Genomic DNA, 14,294 nt, shown 5'->3' with positions numbered 1-14,294 from the left:
AACGTCGTCTTGTCATCAATTTGGTCGGTTCGTGGGGGCCGCACGCATGGCTAGGACGCCATCCAGGCGAGTTCACCGGGAAGGTGCTCGCGCCAGTACTCCGCGTCATGCCCGCCGGGGGAGAAACTGCCCGCCGGTGGATTCTTCAGCTGGTTCACGAATTGGCGGGTGGCGAAGTAAAAGCGGTCGCTGGTGCCGCAATCCACGCGCAGTGGAATCTGGTTGAGCGCCGGCAGACCCACCACGCGGTGCGCCATCCAATCGTCGTAGCTGTCAAAGGCTCCCGGCGCGCTGCCGGTGAAGGAGCTGAACAGGGCCGGGCTTATCGCACAGATCCCTGCGGTCCGTGCCGGGCCCAGCCGGGCCCCCAGCAGCAGCGCCCCGTATCCGCCCATCGACCAGCCCAGAAAACCTACCCGGGAGGTGTCCATCCCCATCGCGGCCAACATCGGCAACAGCTCCTCGAGCACCATTGCGCCGGAGTCCCCGCCGGAGGCCCTGCGGTGCCAGTAGGAGGTCTTGCCGCCGTCCACGCCCACCACGGCGAAGGGCGGCTTGCCGGACTTCACCAGCTGTGCGAGGCCTTCTTCGACACCGAGGTCGAGCATCATGCCCGCGTTGCCGTCCTTGCCGTGCAGGGCGATAACCGGACGCAGCAAGCCGGTCTGGCCGGGCGGAAGGGCGATCACCCAATTCGTCTTGATGCCGCCGCGAGCAGCCGAGATGAACGAGCCGGACAACCTGGTCGGCAGGCTGCTCCCGGCCGCCGGGGGCTCAAACGGAGCGGGTGCCTGCGGTGGGGCCGCCTTGGGTTCGAGGGGATTCAGCCATGCGCTCAGCGCCCACATCCCGGCGGCTCCTGCGCTGGTGCCGGCTCCCATACGCAGCACCGCGCGACGGGTCAGGTCAGCCACGAGCGCCATGATGCCGTGCCGACACCGGGTTTCCGGCCGAGGCACGCCGGACAACCGGGCAACGTAATTGTCGCGTGACATCCCGGCGTGCCCGGTGAGCGCGGCTAATCCACAGCGAGCCGTTGTGTAGCGAAGTTGCCGAAAAGTGCGGCGCGTAGATTCCGTTGTGGAGCAATGCGATGTGACCAGTGATGGCGGGCCTTGTTGCCCGGGACCTATCCAGGAGGTGCACCGTGCCGGTGAACGCGGTTGTGGGATACGACGGCTCGCCGGGGGCGAGCACGGCGATAGACGCCGGTGCGTTGTTGTTCCCAGGAGCGCGCGGATGGATCACCTATCTCTGGGTTCCGCCGTTCGCCAGCGAAAAGGTGCGCCGGCGTCTGCGGCCCATGGCCAGCAACACCAACGAGTTGGTCGAGATGGTGGAGCGCGAGGGGGAGCTCGAGGCCCGGCGAGTGGTCGCGATGGGCGCGACCCTGGCCCGCGCCGCCGGATGGGATGCCGAACCGGTGCTCAAGCGGACTTGGGGGCCCGAAGGACTGCGCATGGCCGAGGAAGCCGACGAAGTTCAGGCAGACCTGGTACTCGTCGGCACCCGGGGGCTCGGCGGGACGCAAGCGGTGCTGGGCAGCGTGGCCGACATGGTGCTGCACCGCTGCCCGCGACCGGTGGTCGTGGTGCCCAATCCGATGCTGGCAGCCGAGTACGACGCGCTGCCGAAGGGGCCGATGGTGGTGGGATGGGACGGCTCGGCCGGCTCGGAAACGGAGTTGGCGGCGGCCAGACGCCTGTGCCCGGACCGGGAGGTGGTGCTGGTGTTCGTCGGCGACGGTAGTGCGCCTCCGCCCGCGGCGGGCGTGGGAGAGCTTCGGCAGCTGAGTGTCGAACGTGGTCGCGGTTTCCACGCTCGAGCCGTCTCCGAAGCGCTCGTAGCGGCCGGACAGGACAACGGCGCGGCCCTGCTGGTGGTCGGCTCGCGGGGACATTCCGGCGCGCGCGAGACATTGCTTGGCAGCGTCGCAATGGGCACCGTGCACCACTCCCATCGGCCGGTCCTGGTGGTGCCGAGCGGGTGGCAGGTTCCCGCCGACTCCTGAGCGCCGACGGGGCGCTTGGACCTAGGTCCGCGCGGTGGGTGACTTCCGGCTCTGACCCCGCAGGGGTTTGATCAGGCAGGGTGGGAGCCATGACTTGTCGGTTTCCTGGCGAGGTGAGGTGATTGTCGGTATCGGTGACCGCCACCGCGGCCCATCACGGTCTGCCGGCCCACGAAGTGGTGCTGTTGCTGGAGACCGATCCGCACCGCGGATTGTCCGATGGCGAGGCGGCCGAGCGACTGCAGCGATTCGGGCCCAACGCCCTGCCGCTGGCCAAACGTGGTGGCTTGCTGCTGCGCATTCTGCGGCAGTTTCACCACCCGCTGATCTATGTGCTGCTGGTTGCCGGGGCGATCACCGCGGGCTTGCAGGAGTACATCGACTCCTCGGTGATCTTCGGGGTGGTCGTCCTCAACGCAATCGTGGGTTTCATTCAGGAGTCCAAGGCCGAGTCGGCGCTGGAGGGGCTGCGGTCCATGGTGCGCACCCAGGCCACGGTGATTCGGGACGGCCACGAGCACACCGTGGCTTCCGAAGATCTCGTTCCCGGAGATTTGGTGCTGCTCGAGAGCGGCGACAAGGTGCCGGCCGATCTGCGACTGGTGCGAGCAACGGAACTGCACCTCAACGAGTCGGCGCTGACCGGGGAGTCGGCGGCGGTCCACAAATCCGTGGCCGTACTGCCGGAGGCAACTCCGGTAGCCGACCGACTCAACATGGTCTATTCGGGCACCTTGGTTACCGCGGGCCGGGGCGCGGGCATCGCGGTCGCGACCGGCGCCGAGACTGAACTGGGCGAAATTCATCGCCTCGTCGGGGCTGCGGAAACGCTCATGACGCCGCTGACCGCCAAACTCGCCTGGTTCAGCAAGGTCCTGACCATCGCCATCCTGGGTCTGGCGGCGGTCACCTTCGCCGTCGGGCTGCTTCGGCAGCAGGACGCCGTCGAGACCTTTACCGCCGCGATCGCGCTGGCGGTCGGTGCGATTCCCGAAGGCCTGCCGGCCGCGGTGACGATCACCTTGGCGATTGGGGTGGCCCGCATGGCCAGGCGCCGCGCCGTCGTCCGGCGCCTGCCGACGGTGGAGACGCTGGGCAGCACCACGGTGATCTGTACCGACAAGACCGGAACGCTGACCGAAAACCAGATGACCGTTCAGGTGATCTGGACCCCCGACGACGTCGTTGAGGTGACCGGCACCGGCTACGCACCCGACGGCATCCTGCAGGATTGCGATGGCGCACCGATGTCGATGGACGCGAATGCGGCGTTGCGCTGGTCCTTGATCGCCGGGGCGAGCTGCAACGATGCCGCGCTCACCCATGACGACGCGCGCTGGGACATCGTCGGCGATCCCACTGAGGGGGCGATGCTCGTCGTTGCCTCAAAGGCCGGGCTCGACCTCGGGCGACTCGCGTCCGGAATGCCACGAGAGGCGGCCATCCCGTTCAGCTCCGAGCGCCAGTACATGGCCACGTTGCATCGCGACGGTGCCGATCGTGTGGTGCTGGCCAAGGGCGCGGTGGAGCGAGTGCTCGAGCTGTGCAGCTCGCAGATGGGTGCCGACGGCGCATTGCGCCCGCTGGAGCCTGGCGCTGTCGTGGACGCTGCTGAAATGCTCACCGCCCGAGGTTTGCGGGTCCTGGCCACCGCGGTGCGTGTTGGCGGCAGTCCCCTGGAGCTCAACGAAGACACGCTGCCGGGCGACCTGGCGTTCACCGGGTTGCACGCGATGCTCGATCCGCCCCGGGGGGCCGCGCGGCGTGCGGTGGCGGCCTGTCACACCGCCGGCATCGACGTGAAGATGATCACCGGTGATCACGCCGGCACTGCCACGGCGATCGCGGCGCAGGTGGGGTTGCTCGACGATGGCGGACCCGGCCCGGGTGCCGTTCTTACAGCCCCTGACCTCGCCGCGCTGGACGCCGAAGACTATTCCGACGCCGTGGACCAGGCCACCCTGTTCGCCCGGGTCTCGCCCGAGCAGAAGCTGAGACTGGTCCAGGCCCTACAGGCCAGAGGGCACGTGGTCGCGATGACCGGCGACGGCGTCAACGATGCGCCGGCGCTGCGGCAGGCCAGCGTTGGTGTCGCGATGGGCCGAAGCGGCACCGAAGTCGCCAAGGACGCGGCTGACATGGTGCTGACGGATGACGACTTCGCCACCATCGAAGCTGCGGTCGAAGAGGGACGCGGGGTATTCGACAATCTGACGAAGTTCATCACCTGGACACTGCCCACCAACATCGGTGAAGGGTTGGTGATCCTTGCCGCCATCGCATTCGGCACCGCCCTGCCGATCTTGCCGACTCAGATCTTGTGGATCAATATGACCACCGCGATCGCGCTCGGACTGATGCTGGCGTTCGAGCCCAAAGAGGCGGCCATCATGTCCCGTCCGCCGCGCGACCCGGACCAGCCGTTGTTGACGCGCACGCTGGTGGGGCGCATTCTGCTGGTCTCCACGCTGCTCGTGGCCTCAGCCTGGTGGCTGTTCGAATGGGAGGTCGGCAAGGGCGCCAGTGTCGAAGCTGCCCGGACCGCGGCGCTGAACCTCTTTGTTGTCGTTGAGGCGTTCTACCTCTTCAGTTGTCGGTCGCTGACCCGCTCGGCCTGGCGGATCGGCTTCTGGTCCAACCGCTGGATCATTTTTGGGGTCGCTGCTCAAGCGATCGCTCAACTTGCCATCACCTACCTTCCCGCGATGAACGCGGTCTTTGCGACGGCGCCGATCGGCGCCCCGGTATGGCTGCGTATCTTCGGCGTCGCCACCGTGGTCAGCTTGGTTGTGGCCGCCGACAAGTTGGTGCGCAGGATAGCCCCAGCACAGCGCAGGTAATTCTGACCTACGTGCACTGTTGCTCACGGACATCACTAGACTCAACGGCGCGGTGCGGGAGCGATGGGCTGGTGCGGTTTTTGGTCCGCTTCCCAGGAGTGGCACATAGGTGCTGTCGGGATGGCGTCGTTTTCGCTCGGCGGAATGCATCGCAGGATTGAACTCGCCCCCGGGCCCGTGGGTGGGTATCGAGGCATTCCATGGCCACAAGTACACCGCGCGCGATCGGGTCGCGGTATTTGCGTGCGGGCTAGCGGAGAAGAAAGGCTAGATGACTAGTTTATCTATCCATCAAGAAAACGCTGAACTGCAATTAAACGATCAAATCTACGGCGACGATCCGTTGTCCGATCGTGAAACGGGACTTTATCGCGCTGAATACGTGATGAGTTTTATGGAGAAATGGGGCGAGCTGATCGACTGGGATGCTCGCTCCGAGTCCGAGGGGCGGTTCTTTGTTGACGTGCTGCGCGCCCGCGACAAGCAGAACATTCTCGACGTCGCGACGGGCACCGGGTTTCACTCGGTGCGTCTCACTGAGGCGGGATTCAATGTGACCAGTGCTGATGGTTCGGCGGCGATGCTGGCCAAGGCATTTGAGAACGGTCGCAAGCGGGGCCTCATCCTGCGAACCGTGCAGGCCGATTGGCGGGAGCTGAACCGCGACATCCAGGGCAAGTACGACGCCATCATTTGTCTTGGCAACTCGTTCACTCACTTGCATGATGAACACGATCGGCGTCGGGCCCTGGCCGAATTTTATGCGGCATTACGCCATGATGGGATTCTCATCCTCGACCAGCGAAATTATGATGAGATACTCGATCACGGGTTCAAGTCAAAGCACAAATATTACTACTGTGGTGATCAGGTGACGGCGGAGCCGGAATATGTCGATGAGGGCCTCGCTCGTTTCAAGTACGATTTCCCGGACGGCTCGGAATACACGCTGAACATGTTTCCGCTGCGGAAGTCCTATGTTCGTCGCTTGATGCGCGAAGCGGGCTTTACGACGGTGCGCACCTACGGGGATTTCCAGGAATCCTACGAGGAGACCGAACCCGATTTCTTCATCCATGTCGCGGAGCAGGGCTCCGGCGTTCCCTGTGTCGCGGAGAAGTCCTTGGCCAGTGAGGCGCTGGCCGAGCCCGATATTGATGCGGCGTTGACCGGCACTCGGGCCGAGCCCGCGGCCTACTACGACAGCGATGACGCCAACGCCTTCTACTCGATGATCTGGGGCGGCGAGGACATTCACGTCGGCTGCTACGAGGACACCCGCGATATCGGGGCAGCCGCGAGAAAGACCGTGGACCGCATGGTGCGCCAGTTGACCCGGTTCGACGGCGATACCCGGGTCTTGGACCTGGGGGCCGGCTACGGCGGCTGCGCCCGGCACCTCGCCAGCGACTACGGCAGTTCGGTGACCTGTCTGAACATCTCCGAAGCGCAGAACGAGACGAACCGGGAGCGCAACCGCAATGCGGGCCTGGACGCCAAGATCCGGGTGGTGCACGGCAGCTTTGAAGCGATTCCCGAGCCCGACGGCAGCTACGACGTCGTCTGGTCGCAGGACGCCATCTTGCATGCCGCCGACCGCCGAAAGGTGATCGAGGAGGCGTTCCGGGTGCTCAAAGCCGGTGGCGAGTTGATCTTCACCGATCCGATGCAGGCCGACGAGGTGCCCGACGGTGTGCTGGCGCCGGTGTATGACCGGCTGAACCTGGCCGACCTCGGCTCGATGCGTTTCTATCGCGAAACCGCGTTGGCAGTGGGTTTCGAAGTGGTTGATCAGATCGACCTGGTGCACAACCTGGGGGTCCACTACCAGCGGGTGCTCGAGGAACTCGAGACCCGCCGTCGTGAACTCGAGGAGCATTCGTCCACCGAGTACCTGGACAAGATGCGGGTCGGCCTGCGGAACTGGGTGGACTCCGCGCGTGAGGGGCACCTGGCCTGGGGCATCCAGCACTTCCGCAAGCCCCACTGACGTACCCGAGCCACCCCGGCAACTCGGTCGCACACCGATTTGCCGGGGTGGCCCGTTTCGTGAGTCAATCGGTCGATGCGCGGTCTGGACCGCCCCGGCCTCCTGGAAGGCAGCCGTCAATAGATAACCGATTAGGACTGCGGCAAGGGTTAACGCAGCGTCAGCTCAACATGATCGCGATCGGCGGTGTCATCGGGGCCGGCCTTTTCGTCGGGTCCGGTGTGGTCATCCGCGCTACCGGTCCCGCCGCCTTCCTGACCTACGCGCTGTGCGGTCTGCTGATCCTTCTGGTGATGCGGATGCTCGCCGAGATGGCCGCCGCGAATCCGTCCACCGGGTCGTTCGCCGACTTTGCTGCCGACGCCCTCGGCGGCTGGGCCGGGTTCTCGGTCGGCTGGCTGTACTGGTACTTCTGGGTGATCGTGGTCGGCTTCGAGGCCGTCGCCGGAGCAAAAGTCCTGATGTACTGGATTCATGCGCCGTTGTGGCTGCTCTCGTTGTGTCTGATGATCATGATGACGGCGACGAACCTGTTCTCGGTGTCGTCCTTCGGTGAGTTCGAGTTCTGGTTTGCGGGCATCAAGGTGGCCGGCATCGTGGTGTTCCTGGCCCTCGGCGCCGCGTTCGCCTTTGGTTTGCTACCGGGTCACCATATGGATTTCGGCAACCTCACCTCACACGGCGGACTTTTTCCCAAGGGCGTGGAGCCGGTCTTCGCCACCGTTGTGATCGCGATCTTCTCCATGACCGGAACCGAAATCATCACCATCGCTGCCGCCGAAACGCCTGACCCGGAATATGCGGTGCAGCGAGCGATGAGCACGGTGATGGCCCGCATTGCGGTGTTTTTCGTCGGGTCGGTTTTTTTGCTCGTCGTGATTCTGCCGTGGGACACGATCGACCCCGGCACCTCACCCTATGTTGCGGCCTTCCAACGCATGGGGATTCCCGGCGCGGACCAGATCATGAACGCGGTGGTGGTCACCGCGGTGCTGTCCTGTCTGAACTCGGGCCTCCACACCGCGTCGCGAATGATGTTCGTGCTTGCCGGGCGACGGGAGGCGCCGGCCTCGCTGGTGAAAGTCAGCCGCCGGGGGGTGCCCTACGTGGCCATCCTGGCCTCGTCGGCGGTGGGCTTTTTGTGCGTGATCATGGCCTGGATCGCGCCCACCACGGTATTCATCTTCCTGCTCAATTCCTCTGGTGCGGTTCTGCTTTTCGTCTACCTGCTGATCGCTTTCTCCCAGATCGTCTTGCGCGGCCGAACCCCACCGGAGAAGCTGCGGGTGCGGATGTGGTTTTTCCCCTGGCTGCCGATTCTCACGGTGGTCGGCATCTTCGTTGTGCTGGTCCGCATGGCTTTCGACGACGCCGCGCACAGCCAGTTCTGGCTCAGTATGTTGTCCTGGGTTGCCGTGCTCGGGATCTACGGGATAACCAGGCTGATCAACCGCAACAGCCGGATGCGGCCCCGGGGCCAAACCAGCGACGTGTGACAACCCCTAATCCGAATTCACTGCACTCCATTGCCGTTCGACCGACTTGACCAACGCGGTCAGTGTCGTGTTCACCGGTGTCGGCACCCCGACCCGGGCGCCGTGGCGCCCGACCGCGCCGTTGATCACGTCTATCTCGCTGGCCCGGCGCGCCTCGTGGTCGAGCAGCGCCGACGGTTTTGCGTTGGGCATTGCGGCGCCGAAGGCGCGCGCGTGTGCGACGGGGTCGGTGACGGCAACCGCGATCCCTGATGCCCGCGCCACTGCCCACGCTTCCGTTGCCGCCGCACGGCTGACCGGGCCCATCTCCGCGTCATCGAGCACCTGGCCCACGGTCATCCCGGTCAATGCGCATGGCGCGCTGTAGGCGACATTGCAGATCAGCTTTTCCCACTGCATCGCAGCGATATCGGTGACGGCCGCAGCGTCGAAGCCCGCCTCGGTCCAGGCGTGGGCAATGCGCTCGACGGTCTCGTGCGGCAGCGACGAATAGGCGCCGAAGCGCATCGCTTTCATCGCGTTGTGGTGCACGTGCCCGGGCGCGAGCCGGGCCGCGCCGAATCCGCTTGCGATCCCAACCGCGACCCGCTGCTCACCGACGATGTCGGCGACCGTCTCGGCCGAACCGAGACCGTTTTGAATGGTCAGCACTGGTGTGTCGGCGCCAAGCATGCACAGCGCTTGCCGTGCGCCCGCCGCCACGTCCGCGGCCTTGACGGCAAGCACCACCAGGTCCATCACCTCGGTGGGCGCAGTGGTGGCTGCTCGCAGCGACACCAGCTGGTCAGTGCCGGGGCCGCTGACCCGCAGACCGGTTCGGGTGATCTGGTCGACGTTGGGTTGGTGACGGTCGATCACCGCGACGTCGTTGTCCGCTCCGGCGAGTCTGGCGGCGTAGATGGAACCCATTGCACCGCAGCCGATTATCGCAATCTTCAACGCACTCTCCCGAGGCTACCTCGTCAGTTCGCTGATCAGCTCGCCAAGGCCGGGTTTGCGTTCGAGCCCGAACCCCGGCGCATCCGTGGGCACGATCTGCCCGTCGCGCAACACGCAGCCATCGCAATAGCCGCCGAAGGGCTGGAACACCCCCGGATAGGACTCGCATCCGCCCAATCCGAGGCCCGCGGCGATGTGCAGGTTGATCATGTGTCCGCCGTGCGGGTATGCGCAACGGCGGTCGAACCCGTGCGCCTCGATCAACTCGAGCATCCGCACGTACTCGCCCAACCCGTAGCTCAGGCCGGCGTCCATCTGAAAGATGTCACGGCCCGCGCGCATGCCGCCATAGCGGACCAGATTGGTTACGTCGGGTACCGAGAACAGGTTTTCGCCGGTGGCAACGGTGCCTGCGTAGCAGCCGGTCACCGCACGGTTCAGCTCGAAATCCAATGGGTCACCGGGTTCTTCGTACCAGCGCAGTCCGTAGGGGGCCAACCTCGCGGCCCAGCGCGTCGCGGCGGCCCGGTCGAACCTGCCGTTCGCGTCCACCGCCACCCGATCTGCGCCCACGACGTCGATGACCGCCTCGATGCGCGCCAGGTCGTCGCGCTGCGCCACGCCGCCAATCTTCATCTTGACCGCGTCATAGCCCAGATCCAGATAGCGGCGCATCTCATCGCGCAGGGCGTCCAGGCCGCCGCCCGGGTAGTAGTAGCCGCCGGCGGCATACACCGAGACCAGCGGGGCCGGATCCCGTCCGAAGCGGCGCGCGATGGTCGCGTATGCGGGCTCGTCATTGAGCTTGGCGGCCAGATCCCAGCACGCCAGTTCCACGGCGGCGGCCGCGCCGGCCCGGTCCCCATGTCCGCCGGGCTTCTCGTCGCAAAGCGCATGCCGCAGCACAGCGGCCGGGTCGAGGTGTCCGCGCTGGTCCAGCAGTGCATCTTCGGGCGCCGCGAGCACGCGGGGGATCATTCGGTCGCGCAGGATCCCGCTTTGGGCGAATCGCCCAATCGAGTTGAAAGCCACCCCCGTCAACGGTTTTCCGTGCCGGATCACGTCGCTGACCACGGCGACGAGCGAGACCGTGTGCTGGCTGAAGTTGACGACCGCGTTGGCGGGCCCACCGAGTAGCCGGACCGGCCGCTCCAGGATCGCGACGATCCGCATCACCAGGGGCTCAAGGAGTCCGGGTCAGTAGCACGGCGCTGTCATTTGCCCTGGGGCGAATCGCGCGAGGCGTTCGGGGAATTGCATGTCACCATCGAACTCGTTGCGCAGGGCTGATCTCAAGGTCATGGGCATTACTCGCGGCAATTCGCCCACTCAGCACGCGAACGGGTGGACTATCGATCAGACAGAAGTGTCGAGGAGGTGGGCCAATGATCCGCGCCGTGTGGAACGGAACCGTGCTGGCAGAAACGCCCCGGACGGCAAGGGTGGAGGGCAATCACTATTTCCCGCCCGAATCGGTGCATCGGGTGTACTTGCGGGAAAGCACGACCACTTCGCTGTGCCCCTGGAAGGGCGTGGCCCACTACTACACCGTCGTGGTCGACGGCCGTACGAATCCCGACGCCGCCTGGTTCTATCCGCGTCCTAGCCCGCTGGCCCGTCGCATCAAGAATCATGTCGCGTTCTGGAACGGCGTGGATGTCGAAGGTGAACCCGAGGGCGAGGCGACCGGCCTGGTGTCTCGGGTGGCCGGCTGGCTTGGCGGCAAGCGTTAGCGTCGGGAAAACCAGCCCCTGCTGGTGTTGCGTTGTTCCAGGAGTTCCGGTGCCTGGGTGCGCACCGCGTCGATGACTTGGCCGGCCGTCGGGTTGACCATCGCCACGTCGCCGACCACCACGGTCGGCACCGTCTCGTTGCCGTCTGCGACTGAGCGAACCGCCGCGGCCGCATCTGGATCCGTCCAGATGTTGATCTCTCGGGTCGGTAGCCCGCGCCGGCGGAGCCCGCGGCGCAGGCGCCAACAGAACGGACAGCCAGGCCGCCAATAAACCACCACTTCGTGCTCGCTCATAACCTCACGTCCTCATCCAATGGACCACTGATGGCCAGCGTGATACCCATACTGCACGCAGGCAACGGCCGCGCCGGCCAATCCCAGAAGTGATCGCGGCCGTCAATCCGGTGCCGCCCGGTCGTCCAAGAGGCGTTCGGGATGGTGGTAGTCGTTGGTGCGGGCGCCGCGACGAAGTTGGGGTGGCGGGAGCCATGCGGTGCGGCTGTTGGGGAGTTTTATTGTCTGCCAGCTCTTTCCGGCAAGCCTGTGGTGCGGTGTGCAGGCGAAGGTGAGGTTGTCGACGTCGGTCGGGCCCCCGGCGGCCCAGTCGGCGAGGTGGTGGACTTCGCACCAGTAGCCCGGGGCGTCGCAGCCGGGGTGGGTGCAGCCGCGCTCGGCGGCGTAGAGGACCACGCGCTGGTCGGGCGAGGCGATGCGCCGGGTGCGCCCCAGATATAGGGGCCGGTTGGAGTGCTCGTCGAAAACGGCCAGATAGTGGTAGGCGTGCCGGGCCATGCGGATGGCATCGCGCATGGGGAGCAGGGTCCCTCCGCCGGTGACGGCGCGGCCGGTGGCCGCGGTGAGTTCTTGCAGGGTGGTGGAGACGATGACGGTCACCGGCAGCCCGTTGTGAGTGCCCAGGGCTGGGTCACCGAGTTGGCCGCGCACCAGCGCGTTGAGGGCGTCGTGTTGGCGTTGGGCGGGGCGGCGGGCGTCGGTAGCGGCGGCGTCTTCGGTGGGTTCGTCAGTGACACAGGGGGTTTGGTTGTCGGGGTTGCACATGCCGGGAGCGGCGAAGCGCGCCAGCCAGGCGTCGAGGTTGGCGCGCAGTTCCGGGGTGGCGATCAGTTTCCCGATGCTCATGCCGTCGCGGCGTTGGGCGCACCAGGTGAAGCCACGCTGACGTGCCCGGTCGGCATCGGAGAACCTGCCGTCCGGGTTGATCAGCAGGGCGCAGCGGTGTGCCGCCTTTTCCAGTTGGTCGGGACGCAGTTGCGGGGCCTGGTGGGCCAGCAGCTTCTCGGCGCCCGCAACGATTTGCGGCGCGGTGTCCTGCGGTAGATCGCGCACGAAGGTCGCAATGACGCGCAGGTGCTGGCCATCGAGCTGACCGTCGCGCCAGGCCCGCGCGGTGGCGGGCAGTTCCGGGGGCAGCACCTGCCCGGCCAGGGTGGTCCGGGCAGACAGTTGTTGAGCATCACGCAGCCGGCGACGGGCGTCCGTGGGGGTGATGCGTAGCCAGTCGGCGACGACCTTGGTCACCGGCCCACCGATGGCGGCGGGATCCTCGGTGTACAGGCCGGCGATCACGTCGTGGCTGATCACCGCCTGCAGGCGTCGAGCGGTTTCCAGCCGCGCCAGCATGCGCAGCCGTTCGACAGGCTGCAGACCCTCGAGGTGGGCTTCGCCGATCGCCGCCACGGCGGCATCGAGGGCGTCCAGAAGACCGGCAATCGAACGCATATTCGAATGCTAGATCGTCCGCACTGGTAGCCACCACGCCATAGCGGCCGGTTGTGGATGAACGTCCGGGTGTGGATAGATTCGGTCGCCCGGATCAGATCGCGATTAGCCTGGCTTGGTGCAGGTGGGCCGTGTGAGTCGGATCGACGAGGCGCACACGGCGGCGTGGGGATGGCGGTGACCACCGGGGCTCGCTCCGAGCTGCAGAAGGCGCTGGGGCAGCGGTCGGCCGTGCTGTTCGGTCTCGCGTATATGACGCCGATCATCGTGCTGGGCATCTTCGGGGTGATCGCCGAACGATCGAAGGGCGCCAGCGCCGGGTCCTACCTGCTGGCCACCGTCGCGATGCTGTTCACCGCGCAGAGCTACGGGGTGATGGCACGGCACTTTCCGGTCGCCGGCTCGGCCTACACCTACGTGCGCAAGGCGCTGGACGCCCGGGTGGGCTTCATGGTCGGCTGGGCGGTCCTGTTGGACTACCTATTCTATTTTTGCCGTTGGTGATCTGGCTGATCGGCGGCTCCTATTTGCAAGACCGGTTTCCCGCCGTGCCGTTTTGGACATGGATCGTGGGCTTTGCCGCCCTGACCACCGTGCTCAACCTCATCGGGCTCAAAGTCGCCGACCGGGCGAACTTCATCCTGTGACGTTTCAACTGCTGATCCTGGCCTCCTTCGTGGCGCTGACGATTGGGTATCTGGTCGGTGACTCGCGGTCACTGCTTTCACTGACCCCGTTCACCGGCAACGGAGGGTTTACGGCGATCACCGCGGGAGCGGCGGTGGCCGCCTACTCATTTCTGGGTTTCGACGCTGTCAGCACGCTGACCGAGGAGACCCACGATGCCGAGCGCACCATCCCGCGGGCCATTGTGCTGATCGCGCTGATCGGCGGGGCCATCTTCGTCACCGTCGCCTACGTTGTCAGCCTGGTGGCCCCGGGCAGTTCGTTTCCCGATGCCGATTCGCTTTCCGAGGGTGTCGCCAGGACCATCGGCGGCAATCTGTTCGCGGCGGTCTTCCTGGCCGCCTTGATCATCGGCCAATTCACCTCCGGGCTTGCCGCGCAGGCGGCGGTCTCGCGCCTGCTCTATGCGATGGGTCGCGACGGCGTCCTGCCCAGGCGGGTGTTCGGCGTGGTCTCCGCGAAGTTTCACACCCCGATGTTCAACATCATGCTGACTGGCGCGGTGGGCATGGCCGCGATCCTGCTCAGCGTCGCAACGTCGACGTCATTCATCAACTTCGGTGCGTTCACGGCCTTCACGCTGGTCAACGTGTCGGTGGTGGTGTACTTCGTGCGGGAGTGCGGGGCCGGGTTGCCCCGATGGCGCTATCTGGTGCTCCCGGTGATCGGCGCCGCCGCCGATATCTACCTGCTTGCCCACCTGGCATCCGACGCGTTGATCGTCGGATTGTCCTGGGCCGCCATCGGCTTTCTCTATCTGCTGTGGCTCACCCGCGGCTTGACCAGGCAGCCACCGGACCTGGCGGGCGCGGCCGAGCGCGGGTAGCGAGCTCACGAGGCAGCGGCAAGTCTTACA

General features: G+C 65.9%; 12 protein-coding genes and 2 pseudogenes. 9 read left to right on the top strand and 5 right to left on the bottom strand.

Features of this window, described 5'->3' with window-relative positions:
- Positions 1-50: 50 nt before the first annotated feature.
- Complete coding sequence (locus tag MMSP_RS23985; RefSeq protein ID WP_020727513.1) at positions 51-923, bottom strand: alpha/beta hydrolase family protein; 873 nt, start codon at positions 921-923, stop codon at positions 51-53.
- A gap of 224 nt (positions 924-1,147) precedes the next feature.
- On the opposite strand from MMSP_RS23985, the gene MMSP_RS23980 reads away from it, so the two are divergent.
- The 5 genes and pseudogenes from MMSP_RS23980 (at position 1,148) to MMSP_RS23965 (ending at position 8,337) form a co-directional block, all read left to right on the top strand.
- Positions 1,148-2,011, top strand: coding sequence for a universal stress protein (locus MMSP_RS23980; RefSeq protein WP_020788693.1), 864 nt, complete (start codon positions 1,148-1,150; stop codon positions 2,009-2,011).
- A 122-nt stretch (positions 2,012-2,133) separates the two neighbouring features.
- The gene (locus MMSP_RS23975; RefSeq protein WP_020788692.1) at positions 2,134-4,851 is read left to right on the top strand and encodes a cation-transporting P-type ATPase; all 2,718 of its coding nucleotides are present in this window, start codon (positions 2,134-2,136) and stop codon (positions 4,849-4,851) included.
- 271 nt (positions 4,852-5,122) lie between these two features.
- Positions 5,123-5,857, top strand: a pseudogene (locus MMSP_RS29110) (class I SAM-dependent methyltransferase); the annotation flags it as partial.
- A pseudogene (locus MMSP_RS29105) lies at positions 5,843-6,604 on the top strand (cyclopropane-fatty-acyl-phospholipid synthase family protein); the annotation flags it as partial. The pseudogenes MMSP_RS29110 and MMSP_RS29105, both read left to right, overlap by 15 nt.
- A gap of 356 nt (positions 6,605-6,960) precedes the next feature.
- Positions 6,961-8,337 (top strand): amino acid permease, encoded by a 1,377-nt coding sequence (locus MMSP_RS23965; protein WP_084472698.1) that lies wholly within the window; start codon positions 6,961-6,963, stop codon positions 8,335-8,337.
- Positions 8,338-8,343: 6 nt separating this feature from the next.
- On the opposite strand, the gene MMSP_RS23960 is transcribed toward MMSP_RS23965, so the two are convergent.
- On the bottom strand, positions 8,344-9,276 hold the full coding sequence (locus MMSP_RS23960) for a ketopantoate reductase family protein (RefSeq protein WP_020727508.1): 933 nt from the start codon (positions 9,274-9,276) through the stop codon (positions 8,344-8,346).
- A gap of 15 nt (positions 9,277-9,291) precedes the next feature.
- Positions 9,292-10,449, bottom strand: coding sequence for an enolase C-terminal domain-like protein (locus tag MMSP_RS23955; protein WP_020788689.1), 1,158 nt, complete (start codon positions 10,447-10,449; stop codon positions 9,292-9,294).
- A 212-nt stretch (positions 10,450-10,661) separates the two neighbouring features.
- Here MMSP_RS23955 and MMSP_RS23950 point away from each other — a divergent pair, with 212 nt between their 5' ends.
- The gene (locus MMSP_RS23950; protein WP_015354495.1) at positions 10,662-11,009 is read left to right on the top strand and encodes a DUF427 domain-containing protein; all 348 of its coding nucleotides are present in this window, start codon (positions 10,662-10,664) and stop codon (positions 11,007-11,009) included.
- On the opposite strand, the gene MMSP_RS23945 is transcribed toward MMSP_RS23950, so the two are convergent.
- Both MMSP_RS23945 and MMSP_RS23940 read right to left on the bottom strand, forming a co-directional pair.
- A complete protein-coding gene (locus MMSP_RS23945) occupies positions 11,006-11,305 on the bottom strand; it encodes a glutaredoxin domain-containing protein (RefSeq protein WP_011738913.1) in 300 nt (99 codons plus the stop codon). The genes MMSP_RS23950 and MMSP_RS23945 overlap by 4 nt on opposite strands.
- A gap of 102 nt (positions 11,306-11,407) precedes the next feature.
- Complete coding sequence (locus tag MMSP_RS23940; protein WP_020788688.1) at positions 11,408-12,751, bottom strand: HNH endonuclease signature motif containing protein; 1,344 nt, start codon at positions 12,749-12,751, stop codon at positions 11,408-11,410.
- A 171-nt stretch (positions 12,752-12,922) separates the two neighbouring features.
- Here MMSP_RS23940 and MMSP_RS29100 point away from each other — a divergent pair, with 171 nt between their 5' ends.
- From MMSP_RS29100 to MMSP_RS29090, 3 genes are read left to right on the top strand one after another with little or no spacing between them, the layout of a single operon-like run.
- Entirely contained in the window at positions 12,923-13,255 is a 333-nt protein-coding gene (locus tag MMSP_RS29100) for an APC family permease (RefSeq protein WP_020788687.1), read from the top strand.
- Positions 13,252-13,398 (top strand): hypothetical protein, encoded by a 147-nt coding sequence (locus tag MMSP_RS29095; protein ID WP_235065828.1) that lies wholly within the window; start codon positions 13,252-13,254, stop codon positions 13,396-13,398. The genes MMSP_RS29100 and MMSP_RS29095 overlap by 4 nt, the downstream gene beginning before the upstream one ends.
- On the top strand, positions 13,395-14,264 hold the full coding sequence (locus MMSP_RS29090) for an APC family permease (protein WP_020788685.1): 870 nt from the start codon (positions 13,395-13,397) through the stop codon (positions 14,262-14,264). The genes MMSP_RS29095 and MMSP_RS29090 overlap by 4 nt, the downstream gene beginning before the upstream one ends.
- The last annotated feature ends 30 nt before the right edge of the window (positions 14,265-14,294 follow it).

Origin of the sequence: Mycobacterium sp. 012931 (genome assembly GCF_000419295.1) — a bacterium.
GTDB lineage: Bacteria > Actinomycetota > Actinomycetes > Mycobacteriales > Mycobacteriaceae > Mycobacterium > Mycobacterium marinum.
This window is presented reverse-complemented; position numbering and strand designations above follow the sequence as displayed.